The sequence below is a fragment of the Thiomicrorhabdus indica genome, assembly GCF_004293625.1.
Lineage (GTDB): Bacteria > Pseudomonadota > Gammaproteobacteria > Thiomicrospirales > Thiomicrospiraceae > Thiomicrorhabdus > Thiomicrorhabdus indica.
On sequence record NZ_CP033040.1, the window covers coordinates 780,362 to 802,188 of the forward strand.

At 42.1% G+C, this 21,827-nt stretch carries 21 protein-coding genes; 19 read left to right on the forward strand and 2 right to left on the reverse strand.

Annotated features, from left to right (window positions below; genetic code table 11):
• Window positions 1–37: 37 nt before the first annotated feature.
• The 19 genes from D9T12_RS03195 to D9T12_RS03285 all read left to right on the forward strand — a co-directional run bounded on the left by D9T12_RS03195 (window position 38) and on the right by D9T12_RS03285 (window position 19,586).
• Window positions 38–859, forward strand: a complete 822-nt coding sequence (locus D9T12_RS03195; RefSeq protein ID WP_130536821.1) for an ABC transporter ATP-binding protein — start codon at window positions 38–40, stop codon at window positions 857–859.
• A gap of 4 nt (window positions 860–863) precedes the next feature.
• A complete protein-coding gene (mlaE, locus tag D9T12_RS03200; protein WP_130536822.1) occupies window positions 864–1,649 on the forward strand; it encodes a lipid asymmetry maintenance ABC transporter permease subunit MlaE in 786 nt (261 codons plus the stop codon).
• Window positions 1,650–1,708: 59 nt separating this feature from the next.
• Window positions 1,709–2,170, forward strand: a complete 462-nt coding sequence (gene mlaD, locus D9T12_RS03205; protein ID WP_130536823.1) for an outer membrane lipid asymmetry maintenance protein MlaD — start codon at window positions 1,709–1,711, stop codon at window positions 2,168–2,170.
• Between the two features lie 18 nt (window positions 2,171–2,188).
• A complete protein-coding gene (locus tag D9T12_RS03210; protein ID WP_130536824.1) occupies window positions 2,189–2,827 on the forward strand; it encodes an MlaC/ttg2D family ABC transporter substrate-binding protein in 639 nt (212 codons plus the stop codon).
• A gap of 12 nt (window positions 2,828–2,839) precedes the next feature.
• Window positions 2,840–3,118 (forward strand): STAS domain-containing protein, encoded by a 279-nt coding sequence (locus tag D9T12_RS03215; RefSeq protein ID WP_130536825.1) that lies wholly within the window; start codon window positions 2,840–2,842, stop codon window positions 3,116–3,118.
• Window positions 3,119–3,169: 51 nt separating this feature from the next.
• Window positions 3,170–4,099 (forward strand): ABC transporter ATP-binding protein, encoded by a 930-nt coding sequence (locus D9T12_RS03220; RefSeq protein WP_130536826.1) that lies wholly within the window; start codon window positions 3,170–3,172, stop codon window positions 4,097–4,099.
• Window positions 4,092–4,856, forward strand: a complete 765-nt coding sequence (locus tag D9T12_RS03225; protein WP_130536827.1) for an ABC transporter permease — start codon at window positions 4,092–4,094, stop codon at window positions 4,854–4,856. Before D9T12_RS03220 ends, D9T12_RS03225 begins: the two co-directional genes overlap by 8 nt.
• Before the next feature lie 73 nt (window positions 4,857–4,929).
• Entirely contained in the window at window positions 4,930–5,148 is a 219-nt protein-coding gene (locus tag D9T12_RS03230) for a BolA family protein (RefSeq protein ID WP_130536828.1), read from the forward strand.
• 47 nt (window positions 5,149–5,195) lie between these two features.
• Window positions 5,196–6,458, forward strand: a complete 1,263-nt coding sequence (murA, locus tag D9T12_RS03235) for a UDP-N-acetylglucosamine 1-carboxyvinyltransferase (RefSeq protein WP_130536829.1) — start codon at window positions 5,196–5,198, stop codon at window positions 6,456–6,458.
• 55 nt (window positions 6,459–6,513) lie between these two features.
• Window positions 6,514–7,146 carry an ATP phosphoribosyltransferase gene (gene hisG / locus D9T12_RS03240; protein WP_130536830.1) on the forward strand — a complete coding sequence of 211 codons (633 nt, stop codon included), beginning with the start codon at window positions 6,514–6,516 and terminating at the stop codon, window positions 7,144–7,146.
• Window position 7,147: 1 nt separating this feature from the next.
• Window positions 7,148–8,449 (forward strand): histidinol dehydrogenase, encoded by a 1,302-nt coding sequence (gene hisD, locus D9T12_RS03245; protein ID WP_130536831.1) that lies wholly within the window; start codon window positions 7,148–7,150, stop codon window positions 8,447–8,449.
• 261 nt (window positions 8,450–8,710) lie between these two features.
• A complete protein-coding gene (locus tag D9T12_RS03250; RefSeq protein ID WP_130536832.1) occupies window positions 8,711–9,448 on the forward strand; it encodes a Nif3-like dinuclear metal center hexameric protein in 738 nt (245 codons plus the stop codon).
• Between the two features lie 146 nt (window positions 9,449–9,594).
• Complete coding sequence (gene petA, locus D9T12_RS03255; protein ID WP_130536833.1) at window positions 9,595–10,206, forward strand: ubiquinol-cytochrome c reductase iron-sulfur subunit; 612 nt, start codon at window positions 9,595–9,597, stop codon at window positions 10,204–10,206.
• On the forward strand, window positions 10,206–11,450 hold the full coding sequence (locus tag D9T12_RS03260; protein WP_130536834.1) for a cytochrome b: 1,245 nt from the start codon (window positions 10,206–10,208) through the stop codon (window positions 11,448–11,450). Before petA ends, D9T12_RS03260 begins: the two co-directional genes overlap by 1 nt.
• The gene (locus D9T12_RS03265) at window positions 11,451–12,107 is read left to right on the forward strand and encodes a cytochrome c1 (RefSeq protein WP_130536835.1); all 657 of its coding nucleotides are present in this window, start codon (window positions 11,451–11,453) and stop codon (window positions 12,105–12,107) included.
• Between the two features lie 111 nt (window positions 12,108–12,218).
• On the forward strand, window positions 12,219–13,586 hold the full coding sequence (radA, locus tag D9T12_RS03270) for a DNA repair protein RadA (protein ID WP_130536836.1): 1,368 nt from the start codon (window positions 12,219–12,221) through the stop codon (window positions 13,584–13,586).
• A 150-nt stretch (window positions 13,587–13,736) separates the two neighbouring features.
• A complete protein-coding gene (locus D9T12_RS03275) occupies window positions 13,737–15,023 on the forward strand; it encodes an OmpP1/FadL family transporter (RefSeq protein WP_130536837.1) in 1,287 nt (428 codons plus the stop codon).
• A gap of 11 nt (window positions 15,024–15,034) precedes the next feature.
• A complete protein-coding gene (locus D9T12_RS03280; protein ID WP_130536838.1) occupies window positions 15,035–17,077 on the forward strand; it encodes a lipase in 2,043 nt (680 codons plus the stop codon).
• 37 nt (window positions 17,078–17,114) lie between these two features.
• Window positions 17,115–19,586, forward strand: coding sequence for an ATP-binding protein (locus tag D9T12_RS03285; protein WP_130536839.1), 2,472 nt, complete (start codon window positions 17,115–17,117; stop codon window positions 19,584–19,586).
• Between the two features lie 94 nt (window positions 19,587–19,680).
• Here the strand turns inward: D9T12_RS03285 and D9T12_RS03290 are convergent, their stop codons facing one another.
• Together D9T12_RS03290 and D9T12_RS03295 are read right to left on the reverse strand one after the other, a co-directional pair.
• A complete protein-coding gene (locus tag D9T12_RS03290; RefSeq protein WP_130536840.1) occupies window positions 19,681–20,499 on the reverse strand; it encodes an inositol monophosphatase family protein in 819 nt (272 codons plus the stop codon).
• On the reverse strand, window positions 20,496–21,788 hold the full coding sequence (locus tag D9T12_RS03295; RefSeq protein WP_130536841.1) for an HlyC/CorC family transporter: 1,293 nt from the start codon (window positions 21,786–21,788) through the stop codon (window positions 20,496–20,498). Before D9T12_RS03295 ends, D9T12_RS03290 begins: the two co-directional genes overlap by 4 nt.
• Window positions 21,789–21,827: the final 39 nt, after the last annotated feature.

Sequence of the window (21,827 nt, forward strand, 5' to 3'; positions counted from 1 at the left end):
TTTTTGCACAAAGAACTCCGAGGAATTAGGAACTAATATGTCCGAAGATAATGGCTATATTGAACTCAAAAATGTCCACTTTGCTCGTGGTGATCGAGAGATTTTTTCCGGAATTGATATGCAAATTCCAAAGGGAAAAATAACAGCCATTATGGGCCCGAGCGGAACAGGGAAAACGACCTTGTTGAAGTTGATTGCCGGCCAAATTCGTCCCGAGCAAGGTGAAATTGTTGTTGATGGGCAAAATGTTGGAAAGCTTTCTCGCAGAGCGCTATACCAAATGCGTCAGAAAATGGGAATGCTGTTTCAAAGCGGTGCTCTGCTCAATGATTTGAATGTTTTTGATAATGTGGCTTTTCCATTACGTGAACACACCGAGCTTCCAGAGTCGATGGTTTCTACGTTGGTTTTGATGAAGTTGCAGGCAGTTGGTTTGCAAGGAGCAAAAGATTTAATGCCTTCAGAACTTTCGGGAGGTATGGCACGACGAGTTGCTCTGGCTCGAGCCATTGCGATGGAGCCAGAAATGATTTTTTATGACGAGCCGTTTGTTGGGCAAGACCCGATTACGATGGGTGTGCTCATTGAGTTAATTAAAAAACTAAACCAGAGTTTGGGTTTGACAAGTGTTGTGGTTTCTCATGATGTGGACGAGGTTCTGTCGATTGCGGATTACGTTTGCGTGATTTCGGGTGGAAAAATTATTGCGCAGGGAGATAAGCAGCAAATTTTGGAGAGCGAAAATGCCTTTGTTCACCAATTTGTAAAAGGTTTGGCTGATGGCCCTGTGCCGTTTCATTATGGTGAAACCGACTATCAAGTAAGCCTTGCGTCCATGACAGTTTCCAATAGGGTCTAAATTGATGACAAACTTTCTCTCTTTTTTACAGAAACTCGGGCATTCAAGTCTGAATTACTTTGCTTCTGTTGGACGAAGTGCTTTATTTGTTTTATCCATTTTGCCAGCGATTCCTTATGTACTTCGTCGTTTTGATTTATGGGTAAAACAACTATATATTGCTGGCGTTTTATCGTTGCCGATTATTTTGACGGCCGGTCTATTTGTTGGAATGGTACTGAGCTTGCAAGGTTACAATGTTTTGGTGGATTACAACTCCGAAGAAGCTGTTGGAACTATGACCGCGCTCTCATTGCTTCGTGAGTTGGGGCCTGTGGTAGCAGCGTTGTTGTTTGCAGGTAGAGCAGGGTCAGCCTTGACGGCTGAAATTGGCTTGATGCGCTCAACAGAACAAACATCCGCATTGGAAATGATGGCGGTTGACCCGATTCGTTACGTTTATGCACCACGTTTTTTTGCTGCGATTTTAGCGCTTCCTATGCTAGCGCTGCTATTTATAGCGATGGGGATTGCAGGTGGTTATCTGGTTGCTGTGGGTTGGTTAGGTGTTGATGAAGGTTCTTTTTGGGGACAGATGACTGCCTCGGTAGATTGGCGAGATGATGTTATGAACGGTGTGATTAAATCCGTTGCATTTGCAGTATTGATTGCCATTATTTCGCTTTATCAAGGCGTGAATGCAAGACCGACTTCAGAGGGTGTGAGCGGTGCGACTACTAGAACGGTTGTTCACTCATCTTTAGGGGTATTAGGATTAGATTTTGTTTTAACAGCTTTGATGTTTGATTAGGTTTTGTTTAGAAAAATCCTCTTCAGAAATATTGAAATGTAATCGTTTTGGGAGAAGGCATGAATCGCCAAAAGAAATTTGAAATCGGAGTGGGTGTTTTAGTTTTAATGACAATCGTCGCACTCTTTTTTATTGCATTGAAAGTCAGTAATTTTACGGCGCTTCAAGATCGGCCGACTTATCAAATTACGGCATTATTTGAGAATATTGGTGGTCTAAAAAAACGCGCGCCGGTGAAAATGAGCGGTGTTGTCATTGGACGCGTGTCGCACATTGTGATTGATCCGGTGACTTATAAAGCTAAAGTGTTTATGGAAATCGATCAAGAATTCGATAATCTTCCGCTTGATACCTCGGGTGCCATTTTGACATCGGGCTTACTGGGTGATCAATATATTGGTGTTACGCCAGGAGCCGATATGGAGTTCCTTCAGTCAGGCGACCAATTGGAATTTACTCAATCAGCGTTGGTGCTTGAAGAGTTGATTGGTCAGTTTTTAGTTAAAATGAGTGAAAGTTAAAGGGAAGAGGGTGAGAAGATGAAGCTAAGCTTTTCAAAGTTTTTATGGGTTTTGTGTGCTTTGATGGTGCCGTTTATGGCAAATGCTGTTGAACAAAAAAACATTTCGCAAGATAACCCAACTCTGCTTGTCACTGAGCTGTCCGATTTTGTGGTCAAGACCTTAAACGACCACCGTTCGCAGTTTGAACAAGATAATCAACAAGTGGTTGATTTTGCTTATGCGAATGTGTTGCCTTATGTTGATACAGACCGTATGGCGCGTTATGCGCTTGGCAAAAATTGGCGTTCAGCGACTGAACAACAGCAAAAAGCGTTTACGAAAGCTTTTACTGAGAATTTAATCCGTTCGTATTCTCAAAGCTTCTTAAACTTGAAAATTGAGAGTGTAACTGTGAGCCCGGCGGTGATTGAAAAACCTGGTAGGGCTTCTGTGAGTTCGACTGTTGTTCAGCAAGAAGGTAAGCCGGCCGAAGTGCTTTATCGTGTTTATCAGGATAAGCAGAGTAAAAAATGGTTTTTGTATGATGTCGTCATTGAGAATGTCAGTATGTTGTTGAGTTATCGCAGCGTCTATAGCAATGCTGTGGCAACTCAAGGACTTGATGCGGTGATTAAAGAGCTGCAAGATAAAAACCAGCAAGTTTTGGCGAACTAAAGCGTTTTGCATATGTCACAAGATTCTTTGCAAGATGTATTGGTCATTCCAGCCGAAGCAACTCTGTTGGAACTTTCGGCTTGGTTAAAGAAAGAGCAGGTTTTGGTGAAAAACAGTAATGTGCTCGATTTTAGCCAAATGCGTAAAGGCGATAGCAGTATTTTAGCTCTAATGTTGTATTTACAAAGTCAGTTACCGGCCGGTCAAAAACTCCTTGCACGCCATTTTCCTGAGCAGCTAAAGACTCTGCTAGAGCTCTATGACCTCGAAAACACGTTTGAACTTGAATAGTTCATTCATTCTCTCATGTTTTACACACGAATCTAAGTTGGACCGATTTTTATGAAGGCAGTTGAATTTCAAGCCGTAGAGAAATATTACGACTCATTTCAGGCATTAAAAGGTGTTAGCTTTGATGTTGAAGAAGGTGAGTTCTTTGGTCTGTTAGGCCCAAACGGTGCAGGTAAATCGACGCTAATCAATTCGATGTCGGGTTTGGTTACTCCTTCGTCAGGTTCGATTTCTGTTTTAGGGAATGATGTGATTGCCGATTACAGAAAAACTCGCCGAGCATTGGGTTTGGTTCCGCAAGAGCTGATTGCTGATCCATTTTTTAATATTCGAGAGTTGCTTGAACTGCAGTCCGGCTATTTCGGAATTAAAGGGCCTCAGCAACAAAAATGGATTGATGAGTTGCTCGAACGATTAGCTCTTAGTGAAAAAGCGAAATCCTTGACGCATCAGTTGTCTGGTGGAATGAAGCGCCGAGCTTTGATTGCGATGGCTTTGGTTCATAAGCCAAAAGTATTGGTGTTAGATGAACCGACTGCGGGTGTCGATGTTGATTTGCGTCGGACGCTTTGGGAATTTACCAAGGAGCTTCATGCTCAGGGCCATACGATTATTTTGACAACCCATTATCTTGAAGAGGCAGAAGCTTTGTGCAATCGTGTCGCGATTATGCAAGAAGGACAAATTAAGGCTTTAGATAAGACGTCGGCTTTACTGAGTCGTCATGCCTATCGCTATCTAAGAGTGGTTACTCCGCATTCCAAAAAGGATTTGGTTCCCGAGTTGCAAAGCCGCTTAGAGGAAAGTGATGGTAATGGGATTTTGCTCAAGGTGAAAAAAGAGGAGTGCATGTCATCGGTTTTAGGTTGGTTGCATCAAAGTGGGATTGCTATCGAGGATATTAGTTCAAGAGATGCTTCCCTTGAGGAAGTGTTTCTGGATTTAACGTCAGGCAAAGCGCAGGAGACAAAAAATGTTTAATTTTGCGGGTTGTTGGGCGCTTTTTATCAAAGAAGTTCGTCGTTTTTATTCCGTTGTTGTACAAACGGTTTTTGCACCTGTGGTTGCAACTTTGCTCTATCTATTGGTTTTTGGGCAAATTATTGATTCGCAAACCGAAGTGTTTAATGGGGTTGGCTACAGTGAGTTTCTTATTCCAGGGTTGGTCATGATGTCCATTTTGCAAAATGCTTTTGCAAATACCTCGTCGAGTCTCATTCAATCAAAAATGCATGGCAACTTAACGTTTGTATTGCTGAGCCCAATTTCGTCTTTGGAAATGTATATTGCGTTTATTGCGGCTTCTGTGGTTCGCGGCTTAGCGGTTGGGGTTGGAATTTTACTCGTTGGCTGGATTGGCTTTGATATTCGTTTTGATTCACCATTGTGGATTCTTGTGTTTGCTGTATTGAGTGCGGCAATGATGGGTGGGCTAGGCATGCTGGCTGGAATTGTTTCGGATAAATATGACCATTTAGCCGCTTTCCAGAATTTCATTATTATGCCGTTGACTTTTTTAAGTGGGGTGTTTTATTCAATACATGCGCTGCCTGGTTTCTGGCAACAGTTGTCCCATTTCAATCCATTTTTCTATATGGTTGATGGTTTTCGTTACGGGTTTTACTCGCAGTCTGATGTATCGATTTATTTGAGCTTGGGAGTGACGATTATTTTCCTTTTGGCCGTTTCGACGATAAATCTGATTTTATTGGCTAAAGGCGTTAAAATACGCCATTAAAATTTTTTTCGACGAATTGAGTTTGTCCGAAAAGTCCATAAAAGACAGTGAGAGAACTTAGAGAGAGAGTCAAATGTCACCAGAAACCATTCGATCAATGATCCAAGATAAAATTGCCGATAGCCAAGTAGAAACAAGTGGTGCGGATTGTAACTTTGCTGTAGTGGTGACCAGTCCTGAATTTGAAGGTAAATCACCAATTCAGCGTCATCGAATGGTGAATGAGGTCTTTAAAGAGCAGTTGGCAAATGGTGAGTTACATGCTCTATCAATTAAGACTCAAACGCCATAACAGAATCACTTTCTGTTTCGATGAATTTATAGAATAAGCGACCTTCAATGGATAAATTGCTCATTAAGGGACAGAATCAGCTTTCTGGCTCTGTCGATATTTCTGGTTCCAAAAATGCGGCTTTACCGATTCTTGCTGCATGCTTGCTAGCAGATTCAACGGTAAAAGTTTCCAATATTCCGCATTTACGAGATGTAACCACTACTATTCGCTTGTTAGCAGCGATGGGTGCTGAGGTTTTGATTGATGAACAGCGCACGGTTGAAATCAATAGCTCAACGTTGAAGTCTTGCGAAGCCCCTTATGAATTGGTTAAAACCATGCGTGCATCGATTTTGGTTTTAGGGCCTTTGTTGGCAAAGTATGGAGAAGCCAAAGTCTCGTTGCCCGGTGGTTGCGCAATCGGTTCCCGGCCGGTGAATATTCATATTCACGGTATGGAAAAAATGGGAGCCAAAATCTTGGTCGAAGATGGATATATTCATGCCACCGTTGATGGACGCTTGAAAGGTGCCCAGATTGACATGGAGCCGGTGACGGTGACTGGGACTGAGAATTTATTGATGGCTGCTGTTTTAGCTGAAGGTACAACGGTGTTGCGTAATGCGGCCCGTGAACCAGAGGTAACAGATTTAGCTCAATTCTTGGTCAAGATGGGTGCAAAAATTACCGGTATTGGAACGGATGTTCTAACGATTCAGGGCGTAAAATCCTTAAAGGGCGTATCTTATGATGTGATTCCTGATCGAATTGAAGCGGGTACTTATCTCGCAGCAGCAGCGGTTACTCAAAGTAAAGTGACTGTTAAGAATGTGACTCCTGAGCATTTATTTGCGGTACTTGAGAAGTTTAAAGAGGCGGGTGCGGAAGTTACCACCACTGCAAATTCGATTACGTTGGATATGATTGGTAGAACGCTTAAACCAGTGAATATCAAAACAGAGCCATTTCCTGATTTTCCAACGGATATGCAGGCACAATTTGTCGTTATGAACGCGATCGCAGAAGGCGATTCAATTGTTGAAGAAACAATCTTTGAAAATCGGTTTATGCATGTAAGTGAGCTGACACGTATGGGTGCCAGTATTCAGGTGCACGGAAACATTGCACATATTACAGGTGTTGAATCCTTAACGGGGGCAGAGGTAATGGCAACCGATTTACGTGCTTCGGCGTGTTTGATTCTAGCCGCGCTGGTTGCAAAAGGGCAGACAGTGGTTGATCGAGTGTATCACCTTGACCGAGGTTACGAGATCGTTGAAGAGAAATTCCATAAATTAGGCGCCGATATTATTCGACTTTCTGAATAAGAAATCGTTTATTACCGGCCGGTACAGTTTTTAAAATTTAAATATTTGATGTGTTATGAGTGAACAACTAACAATTGCCCTATCGAAAGGGCGTATATATAAAGATACTTTACCGCTTTTAGAAGCGGCAAATATCATTCCCCAAGAAGATCCGAGCAAAAGTCGAAAACTGATTATTCCAACGAATCATGATAATGTTCGTTTGTTGATCGTTCGTGCAACGGATGCTCCGACATATGTTGCTCATGGTGCGGCAGATATCGGGGTTGCCGGAAAAGATGTATTGATGGAAGCTCCAACGGACAATATCTATGAGTTATTGGATTTACATATCGCAAAATGTAAATTAATGGTTGCTGGCCCTGAAGTGGAAAAGCCTCACGGACATCGATTAAAGATTGCAACCAAGTACATCAAGTCTGCTCGTGAATATTATGCTCAGAAAGGGCAACAGGTTGATTTGATTAAGCTTTATGGTTCTATGGAAATAGCTCCGTTAATCGACTTGGCAGATCGTATTGTAGATTTGGTAGACACTGGAAACACTTTAAAGGCAAATGGCTTGGTGCCTATGGAGCATATTGCAGACATCAGCTCACGCATGATTGTCAATCAGCATGCTTATAAAACCAAGTTCAATCAGATTAATGAAATTGTTCAACAATTTAAATCGGTGATCGAGAAGTAAGATGTTAAATATTCGACGTTTATCTGCTAACAAAGCAGGCTTTAGAGAAGAGTTAGACCAACTATTAGCGTGGGAAACGGTATCGAACCAATCGGTCAATGATATCGTTAACGAAGTGTGTGCTCGTGTTCGTTCGGAAGGGGATGCGGCCTTGCTTGAATATACGGCTAAATTTGACCGTATGAGTTTGGAGAAAGGTGCAGATCTAGAAATCCCTAAGGCTCGTCTTCAGAAGGCACTTGAAAACATTCCTGCAGATCAGCGTGAAGCTCTGGAGATTTCTGCTAAGCGTGTTCGTGACTATCACGAGCGTCAAGTTCAGGAGTCTTGGAGTTATGAAGAAGCTGATGGAACTATGTTGGGTCAGCAGGTTACGCCGCTTGATTCAGTCGGCCTTTATGTGCCTGGTGGTAAAGCGGCTTATCCTTCATCAGTTATTATGAATGCGATTCCTGCCAAAGTTGCAGGGGTTGAAAAATTGATTATGGTTGTGCCAACTCCTGATGGCGAAGTCAATGAAATGGTATTGGCCGCGGCAGCAATCTGTGACGTTGATTCGGTATTCACTTTAGGCGGTGCGCAAGCCGTTGCAGCTTTGGCTTATGGAACGGAGACCGTTCCGGCAGTGGATAAAATCGTCGGACCAGGGAATATTTTTGTTGCGACTGCTAAACGTTTGGTATTCGGAACGGTTGGTATCGATATGATTGCTGGTCCTTCTGAGATTTTGGTGTACTGCGATGGAAAAACTGACCCAGATTGGATTGCGGTAGATTTGTTTTCGCAAGCGGAACATGATGAAGATGCGCAATCGATTTTGGTGACTCAGGATGCAGACTTCGCTGACAAGGTGTATGAGAGCATGAATAAGCTATTGCCAACTATGCCTCGTAAAGAAATTATCCAAAAAGCGTTAGATGATCGCGGAGCAATCATTGTGGTTGACAATGAAGAACAAGCGATTGAAATGATTAATGTTATTGCGCCTGAACACTTGGAGTTGTCTGTTGATGATCCTAAAGCGTTATTGCCAAAAATCCGCCATGCGGGTGCGATTTTCATGGGTCGTTATACGGCAGAGGCTTTAGGTGACTACTGTGCGGGACCTAACCATGTTCTTCCAACGTCACGCACAGCCCGTTTCTCTTCACCTCTAGGTGTTTATGACTTTCAGAAACGTTCAAGCTTGATTATGTGTTCTGCAGAGGGCGCAAATACGTTAGGAAAAGTTGCTGGAGTTTTAGCAGATGGTGAAGGGCTTCAAGCTCACGCAGCCTCTGCTCGTTACCGTGTAAAAGGTTAATTTAATCTTTACCGGCCGGTATCTATACCTTCGGGTGAACTTTAAGAAAGCCACTAGAGAAATCAGTGGCTTTTTTTATGGTGTTTTAAAAGATAATCTTGAAGATATTTCTACTGCCTTTAGGCTTAAATAGTCGACTCTGAATAACTGGGTGATGGGCTCCAAGGTAAGTGAAAAACGTTTTTAATTAATAGCGTTTACGATTGTTTATGTTTAGGAATATACAATTTCAAGTGAGTTTGAGTTATTAGGAATAAGCTTATGCAAAGAGATGAATTAATTGCTTATATTGATACTTTATTGGAAGTGGATGCCTATAAAGACTATGCACCGAATGGTTTGCAAGTTGAGGGTCGCGCTGAGATAAAAAAAATAGTTACCGGTGTGACTGCGTGTCAGGCATTGATTGACGCTGCTATAGAAAAACAGGCAGATGCGATTCTAGTTCATCATGGGTATTTTTGGAAAAGTGAGCCGCAACAAATCATTGGCTTTAAACAGAAACGCATCAAAAGCTTACTGCAAAATGACATTAATTTATTAGGATACCACTTACCTCTCGATGGTCATCCTGAGTTAGGTAATAATGCTCAGCTTGGAAAGCTCTGGGAAATCGAGGTGATTGAGCAAGATGGCCTGTTATTTACTGGCAAGTTTAAAGTTCCCGTTGCTGTTGAAGAATTCTACGCAAAGGTAGCATCCACTTTGAAGCGTGAGCCTTTATGGTTAAAGGGTGGGGCTGAAATGATTTCACAGATTTCGTGGTGTTCCGGTGGAGCTCAAGGTTATATCGATAGGGCAATTGATAAAGGATCTGACCTGTATATCAGTGGTGAAGTTTCTGAGCAGACTACACACTTGGCAAGAGAGTGCAGAATCCATTATTTCGCCGCAGGACACCATGCAACCGAGACACATGGAGTTTATGTCTTAGGAGAGCACCTAAAAGAAAAGTTTGCTCTAGATGTGGAATTTATTGATATTCCAAATCCTGTTTAAAGGGATGTAACTTATTTATTTTATTTATGAAATTAAATAGATAAAATTGATTTAATGAGACTATAAGTAAATACTTATTTCAGTTTTTTGGGGGCTTATGTAGAATAAGTCCCCGATTTTGCTTGTGTACAACTAGGGAAAAGCCTATGTCTAAAGAAGAAAATAACAAGACGAGTGTAAACCTTCAGCGTCGCCGGCTGTTGACTGGGGCGACTGGAGTGGTTGGTGCCGCTGGTGCAACCTTTTTGGCTGTGCCCTTTGTTAGCTCTTGGCAACCTAGTGAAAAAGCTAAGGCAGCTGGAGCGCCAGTGGATGCGGATATTACCAAACTGCAGCCCGGTCAAATGTTAACGGTTGCATGGCGTGGTAAGCCTGTTTGGGTGGTTAGACGCACGCCAGATATGTTGGAAAACCTTCCAAAAATGGATGGTGATTTAAGTGACCCTGAATCAAACGAATCCATTCAGCCTGACTATTGTAAAAATGAGAGTCGTGCGATTAAAGATGAATTTTTGGTCGTGGTAGGGGTTTGTACTCATTTAGGGTGTGCGCCACTTTATCGTCCAGCAATTGGTTCTCCGGATATGGATGAAGGCTGGCAAGGTGGTTTCTTCTGTCCATGTCACGGTTCTAAGTTTGATTTGGCAGGGCGTGTTTATAGATCGGTTCCTGCACCTACGAACCTTGAAATTCCACCTTATCACTTCAAAGCTGACAATGTTATTCGCATTGGGGAAAGCGAAGGGGAGACGGCTTAATGTCAGATATGAATCATGAAAAATTGCAAGCAAAGCGTGGGACGGTTCTAGGTTGGTTTGATCGCCGTTACCCATTAGTAAGTACTTGGAATGAGCATGTTGGTGAATACTATGCGCCAAAGAATTTTAACTTCTGGTATTTCTTTGGCTCACTTGCACTGCTCGTATTAGTTAATCAGTTTGTGACTGGTATTTGGTTAACGATGAGTTATAAGCCATCGGCAGCAGAAGCGTTTAATTCCGTTGAATACATTATGCGTGATGTTGAATGGGGTTGGTTGATTCGCTATATGCACTCCACAGGTGCTTCAGCATTTTTTATTGTTGTTTACCTGCATATGATGCGTGGGCTGATGTATGGTTCCTATAAAGAGCCACGTGAGCTGGTTTGGATTATCGGTATGTTGATATTCCTTGTGCTTATGGCTGAGGCCTTTATGGGATATTTATTGCCTTGGGGGCAAATGTCTTATTGGGGAGCTCAGGTAATTATTTCACTATTTGGTGCAATCCCAGTTATTGGGCCTGATTTAGCGACTTGGGTGCGTGGTGATTTCATCATCTCGGATGCAACTTTGAACCGTTTCTTTGCATTGCACGTGATTGCATTGCCGCTGGTATTAATTATTCTGGTGTTTATGCATATTGTCGCTCTTCACCGTGTGGGTTCAAATAACCCTGACGGTATTGAAATTAAAAAGTATAAAAATGCACAAGGACTTCCACGTGATGGAATTCCATTCCACCCTTATTATTCGGTTAAGGATTCCATGGGGGCTGTGTTCTTTGCCATCTTGTTTGCTGTCGTCGTATTCTATATGCCAGAAGGTGGTGGATACTTTATTGAGCCACCTAACTTTGAACCTGCGAATCCGTTGAAAACGCCTGAGCACATTGCACCTGTTTGGTATTTCACACCGTTCTATGCAATTTTGCGTGCAGTTCCTGATAAGTTTTTAGGGGTTGTTGCGATGGGTGCTGCGATTATGTTCTTATTTGCAATGCCTTGGTTGGATCGTTGTAAGGTGAAATCAATTCGTTATCGTGGAATGTCATTCAAGTTATTGTTAGCAATGTTTGTGATTTCATTCCTAATTTTGGGTTGGTTGGGAACACAGCCTGCGACAGCAACATTGACGCTATTGGCACAAATTTTCACAGCAACCTATTTCTTGTTTTTCTTGATATTGCCCTATACTTCGGCGAGAGAGAAAACGAAGCCGGTTCCTGAGGAGGTCAGATAAATGAAAAAGTTATTTTTATTGATTAGTTTATCTGTGATGGCTGTTTTGCCTCAAGCGAACGCAGCAGGCCCTTCAATTGAATTGGATAAAGCAGAAAATAATCTGCGTGATCAAGATTCCTTACAGCGTGGTGCACAGTTGTTTACCAACTATTGCATGGCATGTCACTCAATTAAATATATGCGTTATAACCGAATTGCTCGTGATATCGGTTGGACGGATGAAGAAGTGATTGCCAAAATGTCTTTCAACCAAGCAAAAGTGGTGGATGATGTTCTAACACGGATGGAGCCAGGTGTGGGTACTGAAGTTCTTGGTACCGAGCCGCCTGATTTGTCTTTGATGGCTCGCTTGAAAGGAACGGATTACATTTATACCTTCTTACGCTCTTATCAGATGGATGAAGAAGGTAATTGGGATAATAGCGTGCTAAAAGGTACTTCAATGCCGCACGTACTTGAAGGCGTTCAGCGCTATTCTTCACAAGAGGAATATGATCAAGCCGCTCGTGATATTTCTAACTTCTTAGAGTATGTTGGAGAGCCTGCGAAGCTTGAACGTCATGATTTAGGTTGGAAAGTCATTGCTTTCTTGTTATTCCTATTGCTACTGACTTGGTTGTTGAAAAAAGAGTACTGGCGCGATATTAAACACTAATCGTTTGTTACCGGCCGGTATCTTTACAAGCCCTGTAATGGTTTTCCGTTACAGGGTTTTTTATTGGGTTAAAATCTAGCAAATCTAATTACTTAAATACAAGGTTGTTGAATGGCAAAAAGTAAGGTCGCCTATGTCTGCACGGAATGCGGAGCCGAATATGCACAATGGCAAGGGCAGTGCACGGCTTGTAAAGCTTGGAACACGCTGAAAGAGATTAAGCTTGGGAGCGCTAAATCCTCTGCGGCAAAAAAAGCGGCAAAAGGTTATGCCGGTGAAGCGGACAATCAAGTCAAATCGATTCATGATGTCGATTTAAGTGAAACACCTAGAGTTTCATCAGGCATGACAGAGTTGGATCGTGTTTTGGGCGGCGGCGTTGTTCCAGGGTCGGTGGTATTAATCGGTGGCGATCCAGGTGTTGGTAAATCCTCTATTTTGTTACAAGTCATGTGTTATTTGAGTACACAAATGAATGCGCTTTATGTGACCGGTGAAGAATCTTTACAACAGGTTGCGGCGCGAGCAAAGCGTATGGGCTTGCCTGATGAAAAGCTTCGGCTGTTGACAGAAACCGATGTAGAAGCGATTACCATTGCTGCGCAAAAAGAGCAGCCAAAAGTCATGGTGGTGGATTCTATTCAAACCATGCAGCTTGCTGAGGTAAACACTGCCGCTGGTGGCGTATCGCAGGTTAGAGAAAGTGCAGCTTTCTTAACCCGATTTGCAAAACAACATAATATTGCTGTGTTTTTAGTGGGTCATGTCACGAAATCCGGTGAAGTTGCCGGGCCGCGAGTGTTAGAGCATATTGTTGATTCGGTTCTATTTTTAGAAGGCCAGTCGGATAGTCGTTTTAGGACATTGCGCGCGATGAAAAACCGTTTCGGCGCGGTGAATGAGTTAGGTGTCTTTGCTATGACTGAAAAAGGCATGAAGCAGATTAAAAATCCGTCTGCGATTTTTTTGAGTCGAGGAGATGAACCTGCACCTGGATCGGTTGTGATGGTGATTTGGGAGGGATCTCGACCTTTACTCGTTGAGATCCAAGCGTTGGTTGATGACTCCCCATATGGGGCGCCCAAGCGTGTTGCAGTCGGGTTGGATCAAACTCGAATTGCGATGCTATTGGCTGTCATGCATCGTCATGGAGGCATTCAAGCTGGCGACCAAGATGTTTATGCGAATGTTGTTGGCGGTGTCAAGGTTTCTGAAACCAGTGCCGATTTAGCTTTACTGTGTGCCATTCTCTCAAGTATGCGTAATCAAGCAATTGATAGCTCTACGATTATATTTGGAGAAGTCGGACTTGCAGGAGAAATTCGCCCAGTGCCGAGTGGTCAAGAAAGATTGTTTGAAGCAGTGAAACATGGATTTACACGAGCAATTGTTCCGATTGCGAATGTACCCAAAGGTGGGATTCCAAATGTACAAATTACTGGCGTTAAAACTTTGCAACAAGCTTTAGATGCAATCTGATTTGCATGTTTTTGTGGTGTAATCAATTTTTCGCGATTTATAAAAAGTAGTAAAAGTTTATCTATTAGAATGAATTTGGGGTCAAAATGCATCTTAAACAGATCCTAACCAATATCAAAAGTAATGCTAAGAAAATAGCAAGGTTCGCTCATGAAATTAAAAAATCAATGGTTTGAGGCTCTCCTTGGAGGGTGTTTTGTATTAAGTTTTCTACCGACGGCATTGCAAGCGTCAGGGTTTGCATTGATTGAGCAGAGCGCTAGCGCTCAAGGGTTATCTTACGCAGGGGCGGCAGCAAACCCTGAAGATGTGAGTATTATGTGGTTTAACCCAGCTGGGTTAACACAGTTTGAAAATAATCAAATGATTCTTGCAGGACATATTGTTAAGCCGGTGGCGGATTTCACAAATCAAGATTCAAGAATTGATGGGATTGGAGAACTTTACGGTAAAGGTGGGAATGGTGCTAAAACCAGTTTTGTTCCTAATTTCTATTGGAAAACTCGGTACCAAAATCTTGACTTTGGACTGGGAGTGAACGTGCCTTTTGGTTCAACCGTTGAATATGATGATGATTGGGTTGGACGCTATCATGCAGTTTATACTTCCACGAAAACCATCAATATTAACCCTGCGGTAGCCTTTAAATTAAATGATGCAGTGTCTTTTGGTGTTGGTTTGAATGTTCAATACATTGATGTCAATCTTACTCAAAAGGTGGACTTTGGATTGGCTGTTGGTCAGGCGCAACAATTTGATGGTTATGCTGATTTACAAGCAGATGGCATTGGTTATGGTGTGAATTTAGGTTTTTTATATGAGCTTGAAAATGATGGTTTTATTGGTTTGAGTTACCGGTCTCAAGTCTCTCATACTGCAAAAGGTAAGGCTGATTTTATGACTCCGGCTTTTGTGGCGAGCACTGAATATGCTGACCAAAACATTTCTGCCAAGGTTTCATTGCCTGCGTCAGTTTCACTAAGTGGTCTTTATCCAATTAATCAAAAAATCAATTTGCTTGCTGATATTACCTGGACCGGCTGGTCAAGTTTTGATGAGTTAAGGATTTCCTTTGATAACAAGCCCGATTCTGTTCAACCTGAAGAGTGGGAGGATGTAATACGCTACTCTTTAGGAGTGACCTATCAGTATTCTCCAAAATGGATTGTACGTTCAGGTATTGCATTGGATTCAACACCGATACCCAGTGATGAATTGAGAACTCCGAGAATTCCTGATAGTAATCGAAAGTGGCTATCGTTTGGTGCTAGTTATCAAATGAAAGAAAATATGCGTATTGATATGGCTTATAGTCATTTGAGGGGAGGGACAGAGACGATTTATGCTCGACATGCTGACACGCCTACGCATATTTTACATGGAGAGGTTGAAACTAAAGTTGATATTCTCAGTGCTCAGCTGGTTTGGAATTATTAAGGAGGTTATTGATGAACGCTACTTTTAAAGGTACCCATAGGTTTGCCCTTGGAGGTTTACTTGTGGCCGCGGTGTTCGGTTTAACCGGGTGTGGCAGTGACTCTCCGGATGTATCGCTTGAAACAGTCGGACCCCCTGCGGAAAATGGCTGGGTTGTCATGGATTTTGAAAATGGGGATATTCCATTTCCGCATGATGCTTTATTTTCCGGTTCAGCAGATGGGACATTAAATATTCCCGTCGTAGATCCTACAGATTATTCTGATCCGAAAGTTGCGATGAACGCCGTTGATGGTTTTTCTACATCCGCACCAATCAGTTTTTCCGTGACTAAACAATTAGATTTAACGGATCTTAATGCAAATACGATTGCGGATACCTTAGAGCGTGGCATTAGTCTTTATAAGGTCAGTGTCGACCCCTTGACGAGAGCGGTAACGAAAATTGTCTCTCGATTAACGCTTGGAGTTGATTTTGCCCTTGCTGTCAGTGATTCTGAATCAACAGCTAAACAGGTTGCTATTATTCCTTTAAAGCCTCTATCTCCAAAAACAACCTATATTGTCGTGATAGATTCTGATCTTCGAGATAGTTCAGAAGTCGCTTTTAATAAAGGGGCTATTTACGCAGCTTTATCTCAAGATGATCGAACCTTGAAAGAAACCGCTTTTGATGCCTTAGAGCCGCTTCGTCAATTAACCTTAGCTCAGCTTTCAGCACTTCAACGTTTTGGTGTCAGTACTGATGAAGTGATTGCCTCTTGGGCATTTACAACTCAGTCGACTTCAGATGTATTAGAGAATATGCTTGTGAATGTTTCAAATCAAAGTTTGTTGATTTCAGGGACAACTTTAGACACATCTACATTTGGTGGGCAAGGGCTTGCAGATGTGTATTCTGGTACTTTGACGGTACCGTATTATGGAGGGAGGCCTTCAGTTGAAAACCCTACTGCACCGTTGAATACAATTTGGTCCGGTGCTCAGGATTCTATGCTCAGTCAGTTTAATCCGACCCCTGTACAGCGTCATGCAGCAACTATTCCCGTTTTGATGACTCTACCCAAAGGAGATACTCCGGCGTCTGGTTGGCCAATTGTGATTTTCCAGCATGGGATTACACAAAACCGCTCAAGTGTATTAGCTGTTGCGGATTCTTTGGCTCATGCTGGTTTTGCTGCAATTGCAATTGATATGCCTTTACATGGGATTACTGAGAACAGTGCATTAGCGAGTTTACGAATAGCAGGCGTTTCGGAGCGGACTTTTGATGTAGACTATGTTACCCAAGATGCGCAAGGTACGGTTCTTATTCCTCAGTCAGATGGGGTTCAAGATAGCTCTGGAAGACATTTTATTAACCTTTCTCACTTGGTAGTCACTCGAGATAATTTGCGGCAGGCAGTTTCAGACTTAATGCATTTACAAGCAAGCCTGACAAGTTCGAGTGTTGCTAACTTACTTGATGCAAGTAAGGTTAGTTTTGTGGGGCATTCATTGGGCGCAATGGTAGGTGGCGTTTTTCAAGCGCTTTCCCCGGCGGATTCTGCTGTTTTTGCTATGCCAGGCCAACAAGCGGCTTATCTTTTAGCAGGTTCAGCCTCTTTCGGTCCAGAAATTGTTGCAGGTCTTGCGGCTCAGGGTATTTCTGCCGATAGCGCAGAATTTCAACAGTTTCTGCTAGCTGCTCAAACGGTTGTGGATTCTGCAGATCCAGTTAATTATTCAAGTACGATTCAAGCACCTAGCTTAATGTTTGAAGTTGTCGGGATTGACGCTCAAAGCCAAGATCAAGTGATTCCAAATAGTGTCTCTAATGCACCCTTGGCAGGTACAGAGCCTTGGATTTGGTCTCAAGGTTTAAGTCGTGTTTCAGCCTCTGGTGCGTTGAAAGATGGAAAAGGCGTAATTAGGTTTACTCAAGGGAATCATGCTTCTTTACTTTCAACGCAGTCCTCTGCGTTGGTTACGCAAACCATGCAAGAAGCCATGGTTAGCTTTATTGCTTCGAAAGGGAATGCTATTCTGATTTCTGACGAATCGACCGTTCAATAAAATCAACGAATGTTAAGCCTCTGTGGAGAATTAGAACTTGTATCAATCTACCCAATATCTTCAAAGCTTAGAAACCCTTTATGGGCAATCGTCCATGGGGGTTTTACTGTTTCAGTTGGATGAGCAAGTTCACTGGACCCTAGTTTGGAGTAATCAGACTGCTTCAACTCAGTTAAATATTGAGTCGCTTACTTCTGATCCTCAAATTCTCTTGGAACTTTTTAGTGCGTCCAAAGAGGATCAGCCAACGAAATATATTTATAGCGACTATGAGCTGAATTTAATTCCTCTTCAGGATTCCCTTTCTTCAAGTATCTTGGTTCATATTAATGAGAAAAGTGAGCAACTTAAATCTATTTCGTCATCGCACACTGATAGCTGGGTATTTCCAGACGAAGCACATTTGCAATTAAAGCCATCTGACTCAATTCCTGAACAGAGTGCAGCTTCTATGGCAAATCCTGAGCGTTTGTTTTCTATTGAACAAATGGATAAACAAAGCTTCTATCAAAATATTGTCAATAAAGCTGGACTCGCAAGCTTTTTAGCACCTTTTAATGAAAAATATCTGTTTTGGGATAGGCAGGCTCTTGGCTTTTTGGATTTGCCGAAAAACCTTTTTAAAAAAGAGACTCATGATTTTTATAGTGGAAGTTTTGAACTATTTTTATCGTTTGTGCATGACAGTGATAAAGAAAAAGTCATTGAGGCATTTGAAGAGTTATGGGAACACCAATGGTCAATTAAATCTCAATTTAGAATTAAATCTAAAGATTCTAGCTATCAGTGGTTTCAGCTTTCGGTCCAAGTTCAAACAGAGTTTTTTGTTGGTTATCTAGAAAATATTAATGAGCAGATTGGTTTCCAGCGTCAATTGGGTGCTCGAGAAAAGCTTATTGAGCAGTTAATTGATGGTTTGCCGATTGGCATAGTAGTGAAAGACGCCCAGTCTTGTTACCGATTTGTGAATCATCAAATTGAAAAAGATTTTCAATTAAGTCGTGCCGAAATTATTGGTAAAACCGATTATGAATTATTCCAGTCTCCTGCGATATTACAACAAGTGCTTGCAGCGAAAAATGATGGTGTAGTCGGTCAGCTGCAAATAGAAGAAAAGTCCATTACGTTATTGAATCATACTGAATGGTTTATGGTTGGACACTTATTAATGCAGGTGGAAAATTTAAAAGGATCGATTGAAGTTTGGTCAATGGGCTTCTATTTGAATATTACGGAACGTAAACTGATTGAAGAAGAATTAAAAGAAGCAAACCAAGCTGCGCTTTTAGCTGCTCAAGCAAAAAGTGATTTTCTTTCAATTATGAGTCATGAAATTCGAACGCCGCTCAATTCAGTGATTGGGAATGCCACTTTGTTGCACGATTATCATTTGGAATCAGATGTTAAAACTCATATCACCATGATTCAACAGTCCGCGGAGCATTTACTCTATTTGATTAATGATATTCTCGACTTTAATAAACTAGAAGCTGGCAAAGTTGAGTTGGAGCATAAGCCTTTGGATTTAGCCGAGCAGCTTAATGCATGTATGCAAATGTCTGAAAGTCCTGCTAAGCATAAGAATGTGACTTTAAAGACTGACTTGCGAAATAGTATTCCTCAGTGGGTTAAAGGAGATGCAGGGCGTCTGCGTCAGATTGTCTTGAACCTTGTCGGGAATGCAATTAAATTTTCGGAAAATGGTGAGGTCTATCTGATTGCTTCTTCAATTATTGATGATTTAAATCTGGATGAAGATTTGGTTTACAAATTGACGAATAATCTGAGCGCGAATTCAAAATGCGAACGAGTCTATTTTGTCGTACGTGATACAGGTATTGGAATCGATAAAGAGTCGATCCCTAAGTTATTTCAGGAATTTAGTCAGGCCAATGCGGGAACTTCCCGAAAATTTGGTGGAACAGGCTTGGGCCTAGCAATCTGTAAGAAGTTAGTTGAAGCGATGGATGGCGCAATTGGAATTGCAAGCCAAGTGAATAAAGGCAGTGATTTTGCTTTTGCCATTCCTTTTGAGCCAACTACTTCATCTAGCGTAGAATACTCCGCTAACTCAGGGGGGCTGTCTGTGGAAGAGCTGGCCTCTCAAAGACCGTTGAATATCCTAGTGGCTGAAGATAATCAGCCAAACCAATTCCTTATTCGTGCAATTCTTAAAAAGTTTGGTCATGAAGTGAACATTGTTAATAATGGTCAAGAAGCGGTTGATGCGGTCGTTTCTTCGAATAATGCTCAGCAAGCGTTTGATGTGGTATTAATGGATCTTTCAATGCCTGAAATGGATGGCTTTACAGCGAGTAAGACCATTCGCCTGCTACAGACTCAAGGGGACTTGCCTGTCTATAAAAATGGATTACCAATCGTGGCGTTGACTGCCAATGCGTTGGATGAGCAAAAAGAAGATGTTGAAGCCGCACAGATGGATGGCTTTCTTACAAAGCCGATTAATATTGACCGGCTCAAAGAAGTGTTGTTCGAACTGACAAAGTAAATACTGTTTGCAGGGTTAATGCGTCATTTACTCTACCGGCCGGTAAAGAATTATAGGGCACGTAGAGTTTGCCCTATTGTGCAGCTGTGATTCTTTAAATCTCTAAGAAATCAATCCACTGTTTGAATAAAGTGGGCGTTGTTGCACAAACTGCAGAACGCTTGACGACTTCTGCAACCATGACTTCTTCCCCTTCTAAGGTACAAGACTGGCCTCCTGCTTCATCTAATATTAGATAACCTGCAGCATAATCCCAAAGATTTTGAGAGCCATGTAAATAGATATGTCCTCTTCCAGCAGCAATCCAGCACCAGTCTAAAGCAACCGATCCAAAGCTGCGTTGCGAAGCATAGGGGGTCTTCTCAATGATGTGCATCGCCATTTTGGGAGAAAGGCGTTTAAAGTCAATAATGCCACTGGTTTGCTTGAGCTGAGTTTTAGCGGTTTGTGCCACCAGTTTTTCTCCATTCAACTCTGCTCCCATTCCTAAACGAGCGGCAAACATTTCATCGCGGTCAGGATCATAGACCAATCCCGCAACAATTTGACCTTCAATTGCTAACGCCAATGAAACCGAGTAAAAAGGGATGCCACTGGCAAAGTTACTGGTGCCGTCAACTGGATCTAAAATCCAGCATCCTTTTGAACTTTCCAATGCTTGAACCTGCTCATCATGGCTGGCTTCTTCGCCTAAAAATGCAAACTCTGGCCACTGTTTCTGTAAAAAAGCTTTGGTATGTTTCTGCATTTGAGTATCTGCTTCAGTGAGCAGGGAGCCATCTTGTTTCTCTTCAAAAGAAACTTGACGAAAGCGTTGCAGAATTTCTGTCTGTGCCAAAGAGCGAATGCCGCTTAAAAGCGTTTGCCATTCTTCTTGGTTATGAAAAGGGTGGTTGTTGTGTGAGCTAATCATGAAAAAAGTTTTCTTTTCGGTTTTTTAATAATGTGAAGTTTAACTTTGTCGACGGCACTATCGGTTGTCGCAACTACTTCGATTGCGTATTCATTGATGCGAATACAGGTTTGTGCATTTGGAAGTGTTTCAAGCTCTTCTTGAATCAAGCCATTAAAGGTTTTTGGCCCATCGGTTGGAAGGTCAAGACTATACTCTTTATTCACATCTCGAATAAATTCTTGTGCGTCAATCGTCATAGAGCCATCTTTATGGACGATCACCGAATTGTTATCCGGTTTCGACTTGGCATCTGTTGAGAGCTTACCGACGATTTCTTCAAGTAAATCTTCCATTGTTAACAAACCTTGCAGATCGCCATATTCATCCACAATTAAAGCCATTCGACGTTTGTTCTCATTGAATTTGCTTAATTGAGTACTTAGGGAAGTTGTTTCCGGAACAAAGTAAGCAGGGCGTGTAATTCGAATAATATCTTTAAGACTGACATCTTCGCGCATCAAAATTGGTAACGCGCGTCTAAGGTTTAAAATGCCGACTAAATCATCATCAAGTGAACCTCGGTAGAGTGGAATGCGCGTGTATGGCGACTTTTGAATGGTTTTAAGAATTTGTTCAATCGGCTGTTCAACATCCACCGCGTATATATCTTGTTTGGGAATCATAACGTCTTCCACGGTAACGCTTTCTAGCTGAAGAACGCTGCTTAACATGGAGCGATAGTTTTCAGGCAGGCGACTGGTCGCTTCATTAATCAATGTTTGCAACTCTTCATGACTTAGTGAATGTTGGTCGTCTTTGTCGTGAACCTTTACGCCTAAAACACGCAAAAAACCATTGGCAAAGAAATTAACCATCCAGACTAGCGGCGACATGACTTTTAATAGCGGCGTCAAAATGTAGGCCGCAGGGTAAGCGATTTTTTCAGGGCTTAATGCCGCTAGCGTTTTTGGGGCAACCTCTGCAAAGACTAGAATAACTAATGTAAGCAACCCTGCTGCAATCGCTATTCCTGCTTCTCCCATTAGTTTCATGGCGATAATGGTGGCAATGGACGATGCGAAGATATTAACGAAGTTGTTACCTAGGAGAATAACGCCTAACAATCGGTCAGGTGAATCCAGTAGTTTTGAAGCGAGCTTAGCTCCTTTATGACCGGATTTAACTTGGTGTTTTAAGCGGTAACGGTTGAGTGCCATCATACTCGTTTCAGAGCTAGAGAATAGCGCAGAAAGTATGATGAGAAAAATAAGTATCCCGAAAAGGATGGAAACGTCTAGAGAGTTCAAGGCAGTTTAACGGGTAGTGAATGAATTTGTAATTATACG